The following is a 19,059-nucleotide window of genomic DNA, read 5'->3' on the forward strand; positions in this document are numbered from 1 at the left end:
TTTCGTTCCGTTTCTCGAGGGAGAAACCTATTTCAAATTTAGTCTCTTCTGAAATTCCCCATCACTTCCATGCTTTCGCTTACACTAACAAAAGCTGTAGGATCCACTTTTTTTATAATTGGTTTAATGATTGCCAATTCATACCTTGTTATTACCGTATACAATACTTTTTTACTTTCTCCAGAATAGGCTCCTTGTCCTTCTATAACTGTAATTCCTCGTACTAAGTTAGCGAGAAGTTCTCTCTTAAGGTCATCACCCTTACTTGTCACAACCATTAAATTCAGTTTAATATGTCGCGTATGAATACGATCAATCACAATACCTGTAATATAAATGGAAAGCATTGTGTATAATGCCAAATCCCAAGCGAAGAAGAAACCAGAGATCACAACTACAATACTGTTTAATGTAAAAATGAGACCACCAAGTGGGAAATCCCATTTTTTAATTAACACTAACCCAACTACATCAAAACCACCAGTGGAACTATAAAAACGAATCACGATACCAATCGCAGCACCTGCAATAACACCACCAAAAACAGAAGAAAGTAGCGCATCATCGGTCACTTGTACAATCGGAATGTAAATCATTGAGATCGATGTGATTAATACAGAAAAGATACTGTTGGCAATAAACTGCTTCCCTAGTTTCATCCAGCCTAATAAAAGAATAGGAATATTCAGAATGGCAATCCAATAACCTGCATTAATAGGTGTTAATAAACCAAAAACCATGGCTAAACCTGTTACACCACCTGTTAATACTTCGTGTGGCAACAAAAACAAGTTAAAGGCAAATCCTAATATAACCGATGAAATAAATATAATCATTATACGATAGATTTGTTGCATACAGTCACTCCGTTCTAAGCAAGTATAATTAAAAACACTGCATGAATTATAGTGACTGTATTCCTTCTAGTCAAGGAAGAATAAACATGAACAAAAAGGAGTAACTTGAAATAACATTATGTAAATAAATCCCCCGGTTAGATCGATTTAGTGCTCCTCCCTCAGATCAATCGCTCCAATTCGATTGCTATATAAGTCTCATAAATATCATCACGATGCTCAAAACTTAAACTTATCTACAACTTAAAATTCTATAATTTCTTAAATAACAAAAAAAGCTGACCATGATGGTCAGCTTTTTATTACTTAGTTAAAAGTAATTTGATTTACCGTTTTGCGATCCATTTTCTTAATCACTTCTACAATTAATTGCACTGCATTATCAAAATCATCACGGTGGAGAATAGCCGCATGTGTATGAATATAGCGGGTCGCAATTGTTATAGATAAAGCAGGAACACCATTTGCAGTCAAGTGAATCGCACCTGAGTCTGTTCCACCGCCAGGAACAGCGTCAAACTGGTATGGAATTTCTTTTTCGTCTGCCGTATCTGTTACAAAATCACGAAGACCTTTATGAGAGACCATAGACGCGTCAAACATAATTACTTGCGGTCCTTTCCCCATTTTAGCTAAAGCGTCCTTTTCCGTAACGCCAGGAGTATCTCCCGCAATTCCTACATCGACACCAAAACCAATGTCTGGTTGAATATGATGGGCTGATGTTCTTGCTCCACGTAACCCGACTTCTTCTTGAACCGTTCCTACACCATAAACGGTATTTGGATGTTCCTCATCTTTTAAACGACGTAATACTTCAATCGCAATCGCACAACCAATGCGGTTATCCCACGCTTTTGCCATTAACATTTTCTCATTTTTCATGACTGTAAAGTCACAAACCGGAACAACAGAATCCCCAGGACGTACGCCAAATTCCATTGCCTCTTCTTTACTTGAAGCTCCAATATCAATAAACATCTCTTTTTTATCTACAGACTTTTTTCGTGCTTCCGGAGGTAAAATATGTGGTGGTTTTGATCCAATCACACCTGGAACGTTTCCATTTCTCGTCATTACTGTCACACGCTGAGCAAGCATGACTTGTTCCCACCAACCGCCAACACACTGGAATTTCAAAAAACCACGATCATCGATATTTGTAATCATAAATCCAATTTCATCAAGGTGTCCTGCAACCATAATTTTGGGTCCATCTTGGACTGAACCTGTTTTTTTCGCAATCAAACTCCCTAAATGATCTGTTTCCACTGTTTCGGCAAACGGGGCAATATATTTCGTCATCACCTCTCGGGGTTCTCTTTCATTCCCTGGAATGCCGTTTGCATCCGTTAGTTCTTTAAGCATTTTTAACATATCTTCCATGAATCTAACATCCTCCTTTGTTTTTCTAAAATTTATGTACTCTTTATAGTATAACGATTTCAACCTTTTTTCTCAATTTTTTTCGGCAATCGAAATAAATATATTAATATCCGTTATCTTGACGTTGATGATTCACTTCATTTTTTTGCATATAAGCTTTTTCAATTGCTTCAGAACTAAAACCTAACTTCGCTCCTAGCATGAGATAGTTTTGAAATAGCTTTTCGTAGTTTATTTTTTTTTCGTCCTTTCGCACGAGAAGAATATCTTCCATAATTTGAAAGAAAGTGTCTACTATATCACTATTCGTTGCGCTCATCGGATTGAGAAAGTCAATATTTAACTCCTCGTCATAACCATATTCAATACCTACAGATAATAGAAAGTGGATACCATCAACATATTCCTCAAGGATTACTTCTCTTGGGGAAGGATCTTTATCGCTCCAAAATTTGAACGATCTTGTTTCATTCGCTAATTCAGCTAACTCCACTTGGAAGGCTAATAGCTTCCTTTCTAATAACGATTCATCTTTTAACTGACGTTTCGTTTCAATATAGTTATCCAATTCCTTTTGCATGTGGAATAATTTAAATAAATTCATCATAAACACCTTCCTCTTGATTTATTGTTACCCGTTTCATTATACTTTAGATGACTTCTCCATTTTTGTTCTATCAAATTATAAAGTTCTTAAGAATTAAGATAACATTGATTTGAAATGAAATGTCCCGTACTCTTAATATAAGAGAATAAATATTTTTGAAACTTTATATCATGATCAATCGTAGCATATATCAAGACACCTTTCATTTTAACAATTAGAGACATGATTAAGTCAAATAAACTGGAATTCTTAATAGAATTCCTGATGAAGGAGAGATGATCATGATAACCGTGATCTTGTTTCGCATATTCCTTCTAATTGCTGTGGGAATCATTATATTTAGTATAGTCAAATACTTACTTGATCCACGGCGCAAGCTGGAAGTTGCTCATCGTCAAGGTCAGTTCTATCTATTAGACGATGCGGATAACGTTCGAAAAAACGTTTCATTTACATTTGGTAATGTGATGTTTGAAGGAGAGAAGTTTCTTGGAGCTGCCGATGATTCTTTTGAAGTAACAACAATTATTGTATGGACTGAAGATACAGATCACTTACAAGGATTAAGCAGACGTGATTTCCAGTTTATCGAGAAAGAACTACTCCTTCGCTATCCAAAAGCAGAAATCGAATGGCGTAGTCCGATCCACGAATTGTTAAAAAGATTAGAACGGAATAGAAAATAATCAAGAACTCGTAGGTTTTTCTAGCTGCGAGTTTTTTTATTCCACTCAAATAAACCTGTACTCTTTGAGGAGTACAGGTTCGTTATTTTATCCTCTTTCTATCGCTTTTCGGGGAAAAAAACGGTCCCATTTATACACCGCAGTCCCTCGTTTTCCTAAATATGAAAATAAAAGAGCAAGGCTTCCAAAAAAGACAATTGACAAGTACCAAGGCATCTCCGTAATTACTTGACCAAATGCTGTATATAACATCGAAGGTAAGATCACGCCTACAACCGAATAACGCATGTACTCTCTGAATGATGAGGTCATTTCCATTAAATATAATGACAATAAATGAAAATGAATAAACGGCATCATTCTTAAAATCATTACTTGTCCAATAGACATGACTCGGTCTTTAAATACTTTTTTCTTAAGTCTGAGAACCCTACCTCTCAATGCTGGGAAAATATCTACAAGTTTAAAGAAAAATAAACTCATGAGTGATAGACCAATGATTGAATATAGAGTTCCATAAACGAAACCAAATAAGTAGCCTCCTGCAATACAAACAACAATAACAGGAATAAATAATAATGGCCTAATCAAATGTAACAATATAAACAAAACCGGTGCAAGCCAGCCTGCTTCTTCTATGATTCGAGGAATAGCTTCGTTGAATGATTCCATGATGCAGTCATCCTCCTCTCATTAAAGTCTATGAATAAATAAAGCGGGTCATGCTTTTAAATAATACAAGCACCTCCACTACTTAAAACCAATATAACACGACGATTAAATGGATCGCTATGAACAACGGAAAAACGATTAAAAACTTCATTTTTTTTGTTTTGTGTCGAATCATTCTTGAAGTTACGAGCATTCCTGCTGCACCACCAAATACCGCAATCATGATTAATTTACTTTCTGAAATACGCCAAGCCCGTTGTTTTGATCTGCGTTTATCTACGATCATCAAAATGATACCCGTTAGATTAATAATAATAAAATAACTTATTAATCCAATATATACATAATCCATCGTATGAAGCTCCTTCAAAATTAAATCCACGCTAAACACTATATGTGCGTCATTCAAAAGAAAAGGGCGACCGCAAAAGATTAACAATCTTTTGTGCCACCCTTTCAACGTGATTTATAAATTACTTCAAACCTGTTTTAGCTTTTTCAGCAAGATCAGCAAATGCTTTTTCATCATGAATTGCTAAATCTGCAAGCATTTTACGGTTCATGTCAATTCCAGATTGCTTAAGACCATGCATGAAACGGTTATAAGAAAGACCGTTAATGCGAGCCGCAGCGTTAATACGAGCGATCCAAAGCTTACGGAAGTCACGCTTCTTTTGGCGACGGTCACGGTAAGCATAAAGGAAAGATTTCATTACCTGTCCTTGTGCTGTTTTAAATAATCTATGTTTAGAACCTACATACCCTTTTGAAAGTTTTAAAACTTTTTTACGACGACGACGTGCAACATACCCGCCTTTTACTCTAGCCATCGTAATCCCTCCTTTTAAGTCAAATTATTCGTAGTTGTTTTACGAAAGACGTTCCATTTATTTCGATCAGTTTTAGATCATTTCTCCAATGCGCTTTTGGTCACCTTTGCTTACAAGACCAGATTTACGCAACTTACGCTTTTGCTTTTGTGATTTATTTGCTGCTAAGTGACTTGTATACGCATGTCCGCGTTTAAGTTTACCAGTACCAGTCTTTTTGAAACGTTTTGCAGCACCACTATGAGTCTTCATTTTAGGCATTTTAAATTCCTCCTGTCCGAGTATTCGTTGTTGTTGTTGTCGGTTGGGTGAATCTTCAATCGTGTATCTTTGATTAAATCGGTCGACATAGAATCGATCTATTTTTCAGCAGTCGGTGCAAGAATAAGAAACATGCTACGACCTTCCATTTTAGGTTTCGATTCAACAGTTGAGATATCTTCACATTCTTTTGCTAGCTTCATGAGAACATCTCTACCAAGTTCTGAGTGAGTAATCGCACGTCCGCGGAAGCGAATAGCTGCTTTTACTTTATCACCTTTAGTCAAAAACTTTCGAGCATTACGAAGCTTTGTATTAAAGTCGTGCTCATCAATATTTGGACTTAAGCGAACTTCTTTTAAGTTAATAATTTTTTGCTTTTTACGAGCTTCTTTCTCTTTCTTTTGTTGCTCGAAACGATATTTCCCGTAATCCATGACACGACAAACGGGTGGTTTGGCATTCGGCGCGACCATAACTAAATCTAGTTCAGCGTTTCTTGCCATCTCAAGAGCTTCTTGTTTTGACTTCACACCAATTTGATCTCCATTTGCGCCGATTAAACGTACCTCGCGAGCGCGAATGTTTTCGTTTACGAACATATCCTTACTAATATTGAGCCACCTCCATGATAATTGCGGATCAAAGCAAGATATTCCTCTACATCAATCACCAAAACTCTTAATATAAGGGTTGATGAAGACACAAAAAAAAGCGTGGCGTTGTTAAACCGCCCACACTTCTAATACGTGTTAGTAAAAAATCGTAACCTGTCAACTTCATTGTCAATCAGGTGAGAAGCGGGCGCTTCTTCTTGCTTTGTTTCCAGTTATTGTTCACTTGAATTAATTTATCATATTCAGATAGACATGTCAAACAGTTTATAATACTAATTATTTTATTCTTATTGTTCTAAGTCATCTTTCATCTCTTGAATAGGATTAAAAAGATCTCTATTAAAAGGTTCAAAACCCATAATACCTAAAAGTTTCAAAGCTTCTTCCCCAGATGGATCTTCATGCATCGTTAAAATTGTTTTTTCTAAATCTTTTTTTAAAGTTTCATCAATATCGGGATTGATGATAACAGGACTATTTCCTACATAAGGACCTTTTTCAATGATTTTTATATTATCAACTATTGGGTTATTTTGATTCTTCAGTTCATCAAATACACCGCTGTGAGTTGCCCCTGCTTCCACCAAACCTTTTGACACTGACTTAATCGTATTATCATGGCTATAAGTAAAATGCGTGCTTCCAAAGAATTCATCTAACTCATAACCAGCAGAAAATGTCTCATACTCAGCGTAAAGATATCCAGAATAAGAAAGAGGATCGGAAAAAGCCATACTTTTTCCTTGCAAATCCGACAGTGATTCCGCTTCTGAAGATTCGTTTACTATGATATATGATGTAAATGTTGATGAATCTTCTTTAATTGGAGTTGTAATCCCCTTCATAATTTCTTTATTTTCACCAATGACCGCTAGGTAAGCGCATACTATCCCCGCATCTACTTTCCCCTCTTCAAAAAGAGCCCGAACTTCTCCATACGTTTGTTTTTGAATAATTTTCACTGGTCTATCTAATTCATGTTCTAAATATTCGATAAAAGGCTGATAAGTTCGTTGAGTTTCACTGAGTGATAAGATGGAGACAACTGCAAATTTCAATGCTTCTTCATTACTGTCTGAATACCCATCAATAAAAACTTCTTTTTGTTGTACATCATTACTAATTTTTAATTCTGCAAAGGATTTTTCTGATAAACTACAACCTGAAATAACGATGGATATAGTCAACATTCCAATAATAAAGTAAGTGACTTTATTCCACATCATCAAATCCTCCCCCTGTGTTCTTCCCTCCATTATATTATTAATAATTGCTTTTTAATCCATAAATTATCACGATATTTTTACAATTTCACTATTTTTATCGTAATAAGCTGAAAAAAAGATCTCGCAAATACACTTATTAATATTTCTCCAGAATTTGTCCACTTAACAGATAAGAGGCATCCCCTTTATTTCTATATCTTTCATCATGAGTAACCATTACGACGGTCTTCCCCTGTTTTTTACTCATTTCCAGTAACAAATCGAAAAGCTCATCTGCCCTGTCACGGTCTAATGAAGCAGTCGGTTCATCCGCAAGAAGAATTGGTGGATCATTAATAATTGCTCTTGCAATCGCTACACGTTGCCTTTCTCCACCACTAAGTGTTTCTGGTAAAGAATTATGTTGCTTACTAATGGATAAATAATCAAATATTTGTTTTGCTCTTGGTAAAATAATCTTTTTTTTCCACCCTGCCAAAGCTCCCATATATAGAACGTTTTCCAAAGCAGTTAATTCAGGAAGTAAATAATGGTTTTGAAAAATATAACCTATATTTTTAGCTCGCCACTTTACTCCTTTTTGTCCTTTATATGGGTTAGCTCCGAGAATTACGCACGTTCCGCTCGTAGGTTGAATAAGCCCGCTAATCATTTTTAATAATGTACTTTTACCATTTCCGCTAGGTCCATGAATAGTTATAAACTGATTAGAACTCACTTCTATAGAAAGATTTTTGATGACCGTGCGATTGACTAAACCATCAGTATACTCCTTTGATACATTTGATAATGTGATAGCAGACATGAGATTTCTCTCCCTTTATAACGTACGATCAGGATCGCTCGGTAGATTTTTTAAATATATTAAAAATAATGGCAGTGTACTAAATGATGCAAGTACAAAAAGTAGACCACTCGCTAAAACTGTTTCCATTGGCATCTGAACAGAGAGAGATGGTGGCATCATCAAATGACCAACGTAAGAAATACTAAACCCTACAATCATTCCTCCTAATACTAGAAGCAATATTTGACTTAAGACGATTTTAAACAAGTCATATTGATCAGCACCAAGTGCCTTTAGAACAATAAATTGAGACCTGCGATGTATAAGCTGGATATAGAAAAACACAAAACAAATTACACCTACAACCCCATAAGACATCCATTTTAAAAGCTCTGGAACGAGATACATCTCAGAAACACCCGGAATGCCCATCGCCACTCCCATACGTGTGTCTACATGAAGACCATCTAACAAAATATGCTCCATTCCTTCTTTTGCCTGCTCATCGGTAAGTTCTCGCGGTCCTTGCACCACAATCATCGTCACGAGATCCTTGATATCATCCGGTTGGAATGACTGCCATTCATCAAGAGACATAAACATCGTAGGTTGCATAGAAAATCGATTATCACCGGTGACGCCAACAATTTCTATAAGTGAAGACTGTTCTTGGATTCGAAAAGAGTCTCCTAGATCTAAATCGAAGGTTTCTAAAAAGGACCTATCAACAACTGCCTTATTTTGATCCCCCTCTTTTAGAAGCCTACCTCTATTTAAATCCGAGGGTGCACCAATCGTATCAGGCGTATAACCAAACAAAGCGACATTCGCTTGATGATCACTAGTATAAACTACTGTCGGTCGGTGACCTAATGGTGCTGCTTCGTCTGTTGCAGGCATGTAGTGCAACCCTTCCGCTATCTCAAAAGGTAACAAACTTCGAGAAATGTTTCCTTCTGCTTCTTCGTCCATCACAATTAAATTTCCTCGGACATTTATTATTGCCCCATTCATGCCTTTGGAAAGTCCTTCGGATAAACCTGACAATAAAAGTACCAATGCTGCAATTAATGAAATTAAACATAAAATTAAAAATGACCGAAAAGGATGTTTTTTAATTTCCCGAATCGCAATATACATCGTTAAAACCCCTGACAATGATGATGAAGAGGAAGGCCTTAACAGACCTTCCTAGCTTTCATCTATCCTATTTACATTTCTTTTGCTTTAAAGTCTTTAGGTGCTTGTTTTTGATCTTGTCTAAAGAAACTTGGAACAAATGCTGCCACAACTCCAAGTCCTACAAGGATAAATAACATCCAAGTTGGTAGGTAAAAAGACCAACGAGTATCCACTCCGATAAGATGAACAATATATTCAAATCCGCTGGAATTTCCTGCCACATCGCCACCTATAGAATTCGTCACAACTCCCCAGAAAAATGCACCTACTCCTAAAAGAAAGTAATACACACTTAACGTTGCACTTTGCCAAATACGCTCTCTGAATTTATAACGAATTACTAAGAATACCGCCCAAAAAATGAGTAATAGTACCGCTGTAAAAATTTTATTTTTCAAAATCGAACTGTTAAGAACGGCGTGTATCGGCCAAACGGCAAATCCTGTTATTAAAGCAGCGAATATTAAAACAAACCCTGTTAACGCTGAAACCCAAGCCATAAAATCTGCATATTTACCAATTGTAGGAATCCATTCTTTCTTCCAATTTTGAACGTACACCCTAAGGACAATACCTAACACACTAATTGCAAATGCCCCTGTGAGTAGAGAGACAACGATTGTATGAAATGCTGAATTCATTATTGATCTCTCCTTTCAATTCGCGCCGATCGAACAACACCAATGGAGAATAACACAACAAAGATCGATACAGCTCCCATAGTCATCATCCACTGACCTAAAATTTCATCTCGGAACTCCGATTCAATACCATAAAATGAAAACTCTTCTTCTGTATGAGCTTCACTTATCGGCGTCGACTTTTTTACCTCTTCCGCACCTGCATGCTGTTCTGGATTAATCGCATGATCCCATGTAATTTGACCTGGATAAAACATTTCAAACGTTTCCCATTCTATTTCATCCCATGGTGGTGTATCTCCTTCAAATTTTTGAACTTGAATGTCCGCTTCTCGTTCAAAAGCGAATGTAAATGGAAAGGAAACATAATGCCATCTTGTTCCTGTTGCGTTTTTATGAATAGCAAAAGCAATATCATATTTTCCTTGCTCATGAAAAATCTTATCTTCACGAGGATTTCCTGTATCCATCGCTCTTTGTAAATCTAAATTCCACCTACCATCATCCCAAACACCGTTAGCAAATATGTTTGCTCTACTTCCAGTAGGCTCCTCTAGTGGACGTCTTGGAAGTGTATCTCCTTCCTGCCAATCATGATCAGGGTCAAATTCTGTCATATTGTCTGGTCCTAAGTAATAATAGTCATCTTGCGTATAATCTCTTGCAAGCACTCTATTCCAATCCATGGCATGTTTACCAGCAGTATCAGGGTCAAACATATATTGCGGTTGATCTAACTCGTCATCCCAATTCGTTGTGAACATATCCCCTGTATCAGCATTACGGTCTTCTAATAGGTGAGTATCTTCAGCGTGTCCTACTGGATTCGAGCGATGCGCTCGCCAATGCCAAAAGTCTAAGAAGTAACCAGCGTCAACTAATTTCTCTAGTTCTTCTTCTTCTTTTACTGTTCTCCAATCTGTCGGATCTTCTCTTGTTTCAGGTAAGAACTTTCTTACCCAATTTCTATCAACATGTTCTGCTGCTTCTTCTGCATCAGCCATGCTTGTCATATAACGCATACCTTCTTGGACGGTTAAAAAACCACCAGCTGAGTTAAAGTGTTCTACAGAACCATCATCAATTAAAAATGTTAGTCGATCCTCATAAACACCTTCTAAGTCCGGTCCTACTGGAGACGCTCCGTGCTGAACCCATTCTCCATTTTCATAGACGAGGTAATCATGATAAAATCCGTCTTCTGATTCCCAATCAAAACGCCAGAAAATATCTTCTCCATTATAGGCAGCTTTTACTTTTAATTCGGTCATTCTTTCGTCTGGAATAACGATGTTGCGATCTGGATCATCTTGCACCACTCCTGACGACATAAATCCACCAGTTAAACCAACAGCTAGTGATGCGATCAGAACATAAATAACTGCAATTTGCATTCGTTTCATCTAAACCTCCCCTTTCCCTAATTGAATATGTGTACATTTTCTCACAAGAAATAAGGATCAAAAATCAGTTAAAAAGGTAATATCTTCAGTAATAACGCTTTCATTTGTTCTATAAATCCTTACCTTTTCACCATTTCGTCAGGAAAAAACCTTATAATTGAGTCTTTCAAGTGAAAATGTCATACATTTTGTGAAAAAATAAAAACTCTAGCAATGCTAGAGTTTTTTTACATAGTAATAAGATTGTTGTCAACAGCATACCGAACTAATTCAGATCGTTTTTTTAAACTAAGTTTTTCTGATAATCTCCTTTTATGCGTCTCGATTGTTTTAATACTGACAAACAATTGATCCGCGATTTCTTGATAGGTTAAACCAAGAGCAATTAACTTTAATACTTCTAACTCTCGTGGAGATAGTTCTGATGTTTTATTATAATTATTTTTTTTGGGCAATTCCATATAATTTTTTAGGAGCTTAGAAGTTAGTGTTGGATAAATATACGTATCTCCGTCTAATACTGAATGAACAGCAGAAACTAATTCTGAATCAACTGCTTTTTTAATAACATATCCATTTGCCCCTGCTTGCAATGCACGTTTTAAATATTGCTCATCTGAGTACATCGTTAATATTAAAACTTTAGTCAAAGGAAACTCTTTTTTTATTAATTTTGTTGCCTCAATTCCTCCCATGACCGGCATCGAAATATCCATTAAAATTAAATCTGGCTTCCATTTTCTCGCTTCTTGGATAACATCTTCTGCTGTGGAAACTTCCCCTACAATATCAACATCTTCCTGCATTAATAAAAGCTTGATTCCTGACAAAAGTACTCTATGATCATCCGCTAATAAGATCTTCGGTCTCAAAAAATTCTCCCCTCTCGATCGATATATTTTTGATATATATCGTTGTACCAATTTCTACATGTGATTCAATATAAAATTTCCCTCCTATTAATTCCACTCTTTCTTGCATCCCTTTCAATCCTAAATGTTTTTTTAATGTATCTTGATGGTTGATTTCTTTCACATTAAATCCAATTCCATCGTCCTCGATAATTATCGATAAAGTTTTTTCTCCCGCTTCTAAGATGATACTGACATTTTCTGCCTTTGCATGTCTAGCAATATTTGTTAGTGCTTCTTGAATGACTCTATATATTGTCACTTCAATGACCGTAGGTAATCGAAGCGATTTAAATCCCATGACTTGAGTATCTATATCTATAGAATATTTACCCATGAATTCTTCTGTGTACCTTTCTATCGCAGCAATTAATCCTAAGTCGTCTAACACACTTGGCCTAAGGGAATATGATATATAGTGGATTTCTTCTAACGTGTGTCGTGCCACTTGTTTTATTTGATCAATTTCTTCTGAATGACTGTCATCAATCATTTTTTGTTTTAATAGTTTCAAGCTAACAAGGATTGAAGTTAATGATTGACTCGTTTCATCATGAAGTTCTCTTGCAATTCGTTTTCTTTCTTCTTCTTGAGCATAGATCAACCTTTCTAATAATTTTTCGCGAATTTCTTCTTTGTGTGTTAATTCTTTCCATAACTTTGCATTTTCAACAATAATCGCAAGCTGCTTTCCTAGTGACTCAAAATATTTAACGGAATGTTCGCTAACACTCTCGTTAAACGTACAATTTATTTCACCATAATAGATGTTTTCCTTCTCAATAATATACGATTTTTCTAAGAATTGTGTTTTAGCTAAATCCTTATTGTTATATACAGCTTGAAACTCTTGGTTCGAAAAATATATAGCAATTTTAAAAGTTACTAAAGAGAATTCTAGACCAATGTTTGTCACTACTCTATCTAAAACCTTCTGAAAATCAAATTCATCAGAAGACGAGACTGCTAACTCTTGCAATAACAGAAGTTGACTATTTCTCCGCTTTAAGTCTTCTAAGTATTTCTCATTTTTGGCCTTCTGTTTATACAAATGAGTTGTCATTTCATTAAATTCTTCTCCTAATTTTCCGATTTCATCTTTCGATTTAATGATAATATCTTGAGATAAATCTCCGTCCTTCACTTTTCTAATTCCGTTCATTAGCCGCTTCATATCTCTATAAATGAAATTTGTGAAAAATATTGAAATGAGAGCTCCAAGCGCGCTTAATAATAATGTTGTAAAGGAAATGATGATTGTCATTTCATTCACTGCTTTTTCTATTTCACTTTCATTTAATCCTACTCGAATATAATCTGTATTAATGTTTGATACTGGTGCCGCAACATCATGGATCTTTCCGTCTGGAGAATCAAATTCAATTAGCGATGGACCTCTTTCACTTTCACGACCGTAGTCAATCATATTTTTAAATAACAACTCATCAGAAACAGAATATTCTTCTCCAAAAGAATCTAAATAGACGTCTTGGTTCGAGTCAACTAAAAAGATATACTCAATATCATTATGATTAGATATTGTTTCATCGAATAGCTTATAAAGACTATATATATCATTTAATATGACATAATCAGAACTTCTTGAGGCTAAGTCATTAGCAACGGTCTCCGCTCTTAAATGTAAATCTTCTGTTAGTTTAGCAGTGATTAGTTCTCTCATAACGAAAGAGAAGGTCATGCCCATTAAAAAAATAAGTCCTATTGTCATTATTAAAATCTTCGTTCGAACACTTTTATTTTTTAAATAAGTCAATAACCGTTTCATAGATATCATACTACCTTTCATAGGTAAGACACTTCTTCTGGTTAGTCGTCTTCCCATAAAGTATACTATATCTACTTTTCTTAAACTGACAGTTTTTCTACAATTTTAAAAACATTCTTTTAAAATAAGTTGCTAATCATAGTTCATTACTTTTTGTCTCATGAAGATTATATATACGAGGCTTTCCTTAAATTGAAACAGCATCGGATTCATCAGGACATCCAAGTTGTTTAACCTCTTCATTTTATCGGCTCTCAGATTTTTGAAAAGCAAAAACGCCACTCAATGGAGTGACGTCTTTGTAAAATTCCTTCTAGCGCGAATAGTGTTGTATATCTTGTTTAATGTTTTCGATAAATTGATCCAAGCTTAATTCTTCTGTGTCTTTTTGACCGTATCTGCGAACGTTCACTCCGTTTGACTCAATTTCTTTATCTCCCAATACTAGAAGATAAGGAATCTTTTGCATCTGAGCTTCACGAATTTTGTAGCCGAGCTTTTCATTTCGGACGTCAACATTCACACGTACACCCGCTTTTTTCAATTCATCCTCTACTTTTCTCACGTAATCCATATGAACATCACTTACAGGAATTGCCTGAACTTGAACGGGAGCTAACCAAGTTGGGAATGCCCCTTTGTATTCTTCTATTAAGAAAGCGACAAATCGTTCCATTGTAGAAACGACACCACGATGGATCACGACAGGACGATGATCTTTTCCATCTTCCCCAACATACGTAAGGTCAAAACGATTTGGCAAATGGAAATCCAATTGAACAGTCGAAAGTGTTTCATCTTTTCCTAACGCTGTTTTCACTTGAACATCTAGTTTTGGACCATAGAATGCCGCTTCTCCTTCGGCTTCAACATAATCTACACCCATGTCATCAACAGCTTCTTTTAACATCGCTTGTGCTTTGTCCCACATCTCGTCATTATCCACATATTTCTCTTTATCTTCTGCATCACGATAAGATAAGCGGAAGTAATAATCTTCAATACCAAAATCTTTGTATACTGCCTGAATCAGCTCAACTACTCGAATAAATTCATCTTTCAATTGATCTGGACGACAGAAAATATGCGCATCGTTTAACGTCATCGCACGAACTCGTTGAAGTCCAGCTAGCGCTCCAGACATTTCATGGCGATGCATCGTTCCTAATTCTGCAATTCGAAGCGGTAAGTTTCTATAGCTGTGCTTTTCATGTTTATATATCATCATATGGTGAGGACAGTTCATTGGTCGAAGAACTAGATCTTCATTATCCATTTTTAATACAGGGAACATATCCTCTTGATAATGATCCCAGTGACCAGAAGTTTTATACAAGTCAACACTTCCTAACACCGGTGTATACACATGGTCATAGCCAAGTCTCTCTTCAATATCGACGATATAACGTTCTACTGTACGACGAATAGTCGCCCCTTTAGGTAACCACAATGGAAGTCCTTGTCCAACTTTTTGATTCACAGTAAAGATACCTAGTTCTTTCCCTAGTTTACGATGATCTCGCTCTTTACGTTCTTCAAGTAATTTCAAGTAATCATCTACTTGTGACTGCTTCGGGAAAGCTGTTCCATAAATTCGTTGTAGCATTTTGTTATCACTATCGCCACGCCAATAAGCGCCATTAATCGTTAACAACTTGAATTTTTTCAACTTACTTGTTGAAGGCACATGCACTCCTCGGCAAAGATCAAAAAACTCACCTTGTTCATAAATACTGATCTTCTCTCCATCAGGAATATCTTCAAGAAGTTCCAATTTCAACTCATCACCAATTTCTTCATATCGGCGTATTGCTTCTTCTCGAGTTACTTCTACTCGATTAATCTCCAAATTTTCTTCAATGATTCGTTTCATTTCTTTTTCAATCTTAGGAAGGTCTTCTGGTGTTAACGTTTCTGGCATATCAATATCATAATAAAAACCTTCTTCGATAACCGGCCCTACACCTAACTTTACGTTTTTATAAAGTCTCTTTAATGCTTGAGCCATTAAATGAGCACTGCTGTGACGGAGAATATCCAAACCATCATCAGAATCATAAGTCACAATAGCGATTTCTCCATCCATTTCAATAGGCGCTCTGAGGTCAATTGCCTCTCCATTTAGTTTCCCTGCTAACGCATTTTTCTTCAATCCTGGAGAAATAGAAGCTGCTATCTCTTCTGTTGTTGTCCCTTTATCAAACTCTTTTTTTGCACCATCTGGAAACGTTAATTCAACTTTGTTTTTCACTTCTTCTGCCATGTGTTATACACTCCTTCTTTCATTCAAGATAACCCTCACTGAACGGATAAATCGCAAAATAAAAACACCCATCCCTATAACAAGGGACGAGTGTGAGAACGTGGTTCCACCCTTTTTTCCAAACGCAAAAACTCTCGCGTTCAGCTTCATTAAATTCCATAACGGGGAATCCGTCAACGTATAATTAGAGCTTTGTCTGTTCCACGTTGAAGCTCAGAGGTGGTAAATTCATTCGTTTGTCATAGGAAATTCCCAGCCTTGATTTCCTTCTCTGGATAACAACTAAAATGATTCTTGTCCTCATCAGCGCTGTTCATTGTTATTGATCATCATTGATTTCTTCATTATTGTTACGAATTAATACAACACAAATCATAATAATCTATGGATAGTATTATAAGCACCTCTTGCCAGAAAATCAAGTTGAAATTAAAGACCTGGCTTTTCAAAAGTCTGTTTATCAAAAGATAACGTATCAGTAAGCTTAATTCTCTCTTCAAAAATATTTCTTAACGTATGATATAAATCATCATTACATTCCTTTGATTCTATAACAACTTTTTTTGGTGCCATGCTGACTAAAGGTCCAATTATTCTTTCATGAATAGGTAAATATTTTTCGAAAGGTGTCACTGCCTGAAGCCATGTACAAACTTGCTCAAATGATATTTTTTGTTTGTCTTCATTATAAAATTCTATACTATCTTTCATAGAGACGTAAACAGTTTCAACCTTTGGCTCGTGATCATATAAAAAATCTCGACATTTTTGTAACATGATTTGATAGTCCAATTCCATTCGATATTCATCAATTGCTTTTTCTACTAAGTCTAAAATTTGTTCTTTATTCGTTTGAAGACGAAAGGAAATAAAGGAATCAAACGAAAAAGAGATATTATCTTCGATTAATGGAGAAATTTTATTGTAAATCTCCTCCTGCCAGTGAAAGAAATTAAGTGTAACCATTTCTTTTTTATATGATAAGGAAGGAAAAAACAATGTTTTGGCTATTTCCATGATCGTTTGAATTTCTTGTTCATCCTCATAATGAAACGTTTGTTTCAAATAATCTTTCATCCATTTCGTAAAAAAAACCGTCATCGTCGTATTCGTTAACACACTTGTAACAACATGTTCTGCTTCCTTGCCTCCTCCATAGATTCCATTAATTGATAAAAAGTAGCTCTTATTCCCTTTATCACCATTTACTTTGATTCTCTCATAACACTGACCCGATAATATAGATAATGAATGTCGAAGTTGTTCATAAAAGGTTTCACCAATACATGAATCCTTGAATTCAATCATTAACAACAGCAGCCCCTCCCAATCGTCCATTTCGAGTTGAGGGTCTTGGCGGTAATTTCCATGCTGAATTTCAACTCATAGCGCTAATATATATATATGGATAGGCTTTTGAAATATGATTCGAAGTTTACAAGGAAGTTTAGAAATTATAGACAAACATCACTAGCATCCAAAGATTCCCCCTAAAAAAACTGGGATAAAAATATTATCAAACAAGATTTTAAGGAAAAACTTAATGAGAATTTATTGAATATCTTTAGACTTTCTCCTTCTTTGTTTCTTTGTCCGCTTAATGACGTTTCACTTATAACCGACTTAACTTCGTTTCGAGACACTTAAGCCGCCTCGACACTGCGTTGGAAGCAATTTAAAATAAACGTCAAAAAAACCGCATTCCCCTATAACAAGGAGAACACGGTTAAGCATTTATCATTAATTTTCCATTACAAAGTCTTTTTCTACCGTTTGGCCTTCTTTAAACTCACGTACTGTGTTATATTTCGTATCCCGTTGAATAGGAATTTTCCCAGCTTCACGAATCAAACGAATAATTAATTTCGTATCCACTTTATATGTCGCACCTGCAGCAGATACAACATTTTCTTCCATCATCGTACTGCCAAAGTCGTTACAACCGTATGAAAGAGATTTCTTTCCTACCTCAGGTCCCATCGTTACCCAAGACGATTGAAAATTTGCAACGTTATCTAAGAAGATACGTGAAATAGCTAAGTTTTTCAAATAATCTCTAGGTGTTACTTTTTCACCTTTCATATTCGTGTTCTCAGGTTGGAATGTCCAAGAAATAAACGCTAGGAAACAATCAGCTTCATCCTGCGCATCACGAACACGTTGAAGATGTAAAGCACGCTCTTCATAAGTTTCACCGAATCCAATTACCATAGTAGCTGTTCCGTGCATACCGACTTTTCTTACCACCTTCATGCATTCGATCCACTCTTCCCATGTTCCTTTCAAACGGCTAATACGTCTACGTGTGCGGTTATCAAGGATCTCTGCGCCACCGCCTGGAACAGAGTCTAATCCTGCATCACGAAGTTGCGTCAAGACTTCTTCTAAAGAAAGACCTGAAACATCTACCATTTTATAAATTTCTGCTGGTGAAAAAGAATGCATCGTAATATCAAAACGCTTCTTAATTTCTTTTAACAGATTAGTATAGTAACTAAATGGTAGATTAGGATTTGTACCACCTTGCATTAAAATTTCTGTACCGTTTACATCTTTTGTCTTTTGAATCTTGTCGAAAATTTCTTCGTTTTCTAAAACATAACCATCCTCTGAATTCGGAGGACGATAAAATGCACAAAAACGACAATATGTGTCACAAAGATTTGTGTAGTTAACATTTCGTCCTATAACAAAAGATGTCTTAGGCTCCGGATGCCATTTTAACATTTTTTCATTGGCTACTTCGCCCATCTTTTCTACTTCATCACTTTCATATAACTTAATTGCGTCGTCCACCGAAAGTCTTTCGCCATTTCGGGCACGCTCGAGAATATGATCTATACTCATTTGTGTCTCCCCCATCCTCAAAAAGCTTGGATTCTCTATCTATTATGGTAACATATAAAACCAAGTTTTCGCTCGTAAAAAGGTTAATATTATCATA

General features: G+C 35.9%; 19 protein-coding genes and 2 other annotated features. Of the genes, 1 reads left to right on the forward strand and 18 read right to left on the reverse strand.

Features of this window, described 5'->3' with window-relative positions:
• Positions 1-38: 38 nt before the first annotated feature.
• The 3 genes from QDN89_RS09335 to QDN89_RS09345 form a co-directional block, all read right to left on the reverse strand.
• Positions 39-857, reverse strand: coding sequence for a YitT family protein (locus QDN89_RS09335; protein WP_280769860.1), 819 nt, complete (start codon positions 855-857; stop codon positions 39-41).
• Positions 858-1,163: 306 nt separating this feature from the next.
• Positions 1,164-2,243, reverse strand: a complete 1,080-nt coding sequence (locus QDN89_RS09340; protein ID WP_280769861.1) for a M42 family metallopeptidase — start codon at positions 2,241-2,243, stop codon at positions 1,164-1,166.
• A 103-nt stretch (positions 2,244-2,346) separates the two neighbouring features.
• Positions 2,347-2,847: a dUTP diphosphatase gene (locus tag QDN89_RS09345; protein ID WP_280770104.1), complete on the reverse strand. Its 501-nt coding sequence runs from the start codon at positions 2,845-2,847 to the stop codon at positions 2,347-2,349.
• 284 nt (positions 2,848-3,131) lie between these two features.
• Between QDN89_RS09345 and QDN89_RS09350 the strand changes: the two genes are divergently transcribed.
• Positions 3,132-3,536: a sigma-w pathway protein ysdB gene (locus QDN89_RS09350; RefSeq protein ID WP_280769862.1), complete on the forward strand. Its 405-nt coding sequence runs from the start codon at positions 3,132-3,134 to the stop codon at positions 3,534-3,536.
• Positions 3,537-3,623: 87 nt separating this feature from the next.
• On the opposite strand, the gene QDN89_RS09355 is transcribed toward QDN89_RS09350, so the two are convergent.
• The 15 genes from QDN89_RS09355 to mqnC form a co-directional block, all read right to left on the reverse strand.
• On the reverse strand, positions 3,624-4,208 hold the full coding sequence (locus QDN89_RS09355) for a TVP38/TMEM64 family protein (RefSeq protein WP_280769863.1): 585 nt from the start codon (positions 4,206-4,208) through the stop codon (positions 3,624-3,626).
• Positions 4,209-4,290: 82 nt separating this feature from the next.
• Positions 4,291-4,560, reverse strand: coding sequence for a DUF1294 domain-containing protein (locus QDN89_RS09360; RefSeq protein WP_280769864.1), 270 nt, complete (start codon positions 4,558-4,560; stop codon positions 4,291-4,293).
• A gap of 121 nt (positions 4,561-4,681) precedes the next feature.
• Positions 4,682-5,038, reverse strand: coding sequence for a 50S ribosomal protein L20 (gene rplT, locus QDN89_RS09365; RefSeq protein ID WP_280769865.1), 357 nt, complete (start codon positions 5,036-5,038; stop codon positions 4,682-4,684).
• 72 nt (positions 5,039-5,110) lie between these two features.
• Positions 5,111-5,299: a 50S ribosomal protein L35 gene (rpmI, locus tag QDN89_RS09370; RefSeq protein WP_280769866.1), complete on the reverse strand. Its 189-nt coding sequence runs from the start codon at positions 5,297-5,299 to the stop codon at positions 5,111-5,113.
• Between the two features lie 98 nt (positions 5,300-5,397).
• Positions 5,398-5,901, reverse strand: coding sequence for a translation initiation factor IF-3 (gene infC, locus QDN89_RS09375; RefSeq protein WP_280769867.1), 504 nt, complete (start codon positions 5,899-5,901; stop codon positions 5,398-5,400).
• A gap of 98 nt (positions 5,902-5,999) precedes the next feature.
• Positions 6,000-6,121 (reverse strand) — a sequence feature (ribosomal protein L20 leader region).
• An 82-nt stretch (positions 6,122-6,203) separates the two neighbouring features.
• Positions 6,204-7,142, reverse strand: a complete 939-nt coding sequence (gene phnD, locus QDN89_RS09380) for a phosphate/phosphite/phosphonate ABC transporter substrate-binding protein (RefSeq protein WP_280769868.1) — start codon at positions 7,140-7,142, stop codon at positions 6,204-6,206.
• Positions 7,143-7,278: 136 nt separating this feature from the next.
• Complete coding sequence (locus QDN89_RS09385; RefSeq protein ID WP_280769869.1) at positions 7,279-7,947, reverse strand: ABC transporter ATP-binding protein; 669 nt, start codon at positions 7,945-7,947, stop codon at positions 7,279-7,281.
• Positions 7,948-7,962: 15 nt separating this feature from the next.
• Positions 7,963-9,069, reverse strand: a complete 1,107-nt coding sequence (locus QDN89_RS09390) for an ABC transporter permease (RefSeq protein ID WP_280769870.1) — start codon at positions 9,067-9,069, stop codon at positions 7,963-7,965.
• Positions 9,070-9,140: 71 nt separating this feature from the next.
• Positions 9,141-9,752 carry a hypothetical protein gene (locus tag QDN89_RS09395; protein WP_280769871.1) on the reverse strand — a complete coding sequence of 204 codons (612 nt, stop codon included), beginning with the start codon at positions 9,750-9,752 and terminating at the stop codon, positions 9,141-9,143.
• Positions 9,752-11,155 (reverse strand): ethylbenzene dehydrogenase-related protein, encoded by a 1,404-nt coding sequence (locus QDN89_RS09400; RefSeq protein ID WP_280769872.1) that lies wholly within the window; start codon positions 11,153-11,155, stop codon positions 9,752-9,754. The genes QDN89_RS09395 and QDN89_RS09400 overlap by 1 nt, the downstream gene beginning before the upstream one ends.
• Before the next feature lie 227 nt (positions 11,156-11,382).
• Positions 11,383-12,027 (reverse strand): response regulator transcription factor, encoded by a 645-nt coding sequence (locus QDN89_RS09405; RefSeq protein WP_280769873.1) that lies wholly within the window; start codon positions 12,025-12,027, stop codon positions 11,383-11,385.
• On the reverse strand, positions 11,999-13,852 hold the full coding sequence (locus QDN89_RS09410) for a histidine kinase (protein ID WP_280769874.1): 1,854 nt from the start codon (positions 13,850-13,852) through the stop codon (positions 11,999-12,001). Before QDN89_RS09410 ends, QDN89_RS09405 begins: the two co-directional genes overlap by 29 nt.
• A 313-nt stretch (positions 13,853-14,165) precedes the next feature.
• On the reverse strand, positions 14,166-16,115 hold the full coding sequence (gene thrS, locus QDN89_RS09415; RefSeq protein ID WP_280769875.1) for a threonine--tRNA ligase: 1,950 nt from the start codon (positions 16,113-16,115) through the stop codon (positions 14,166-14,168).
• 79 nt (positions 16,116-16,194) lie between these two features.
• Positions 16,195-16,431 (reverse strand) — a binding site (T-box leader).
• Between the two features lie 113 nt (positions 16,432-16,544).
• Positions 16,545-17,423 carry a sporulation protein YtxC gene (ytxC, locus tag QDN89_RS09420; RefSeq protein WP_280770105.1) on the reverse strand — a complete coding sequence of 293 codons (879 nt, stop codon included), beginning with the start codon at positions 17,421-17,423 and terminating at the stop codon, positions 16,545-16,547.
• Positions 17,424-17,855: 432 nt separating this feature from the next.
• Positions 17,856-18,962, reverse strand: a complete 1,107-nt coding sequence (gene mqnC / locus QDN89_RS09425) for a cyclic dehypoxanthinyl futalosine synthase (protein WP_280769876.1) — start codon at positions 18,960-18,962, stop codon at positions 17,856-17,858.
• Positions 18,963-19,059 lie beyond the last annotated feature (97 nt).

The organism is Salipaludibacillus daqingensis, assembly GCF_029891575.1.
Lineage (GTDB): Bacteria > Bacillota > Bacilli > Bacillales > Salisediminibacteriaceae > Salipaludibacillus > Salipaludibacillus daqingensis.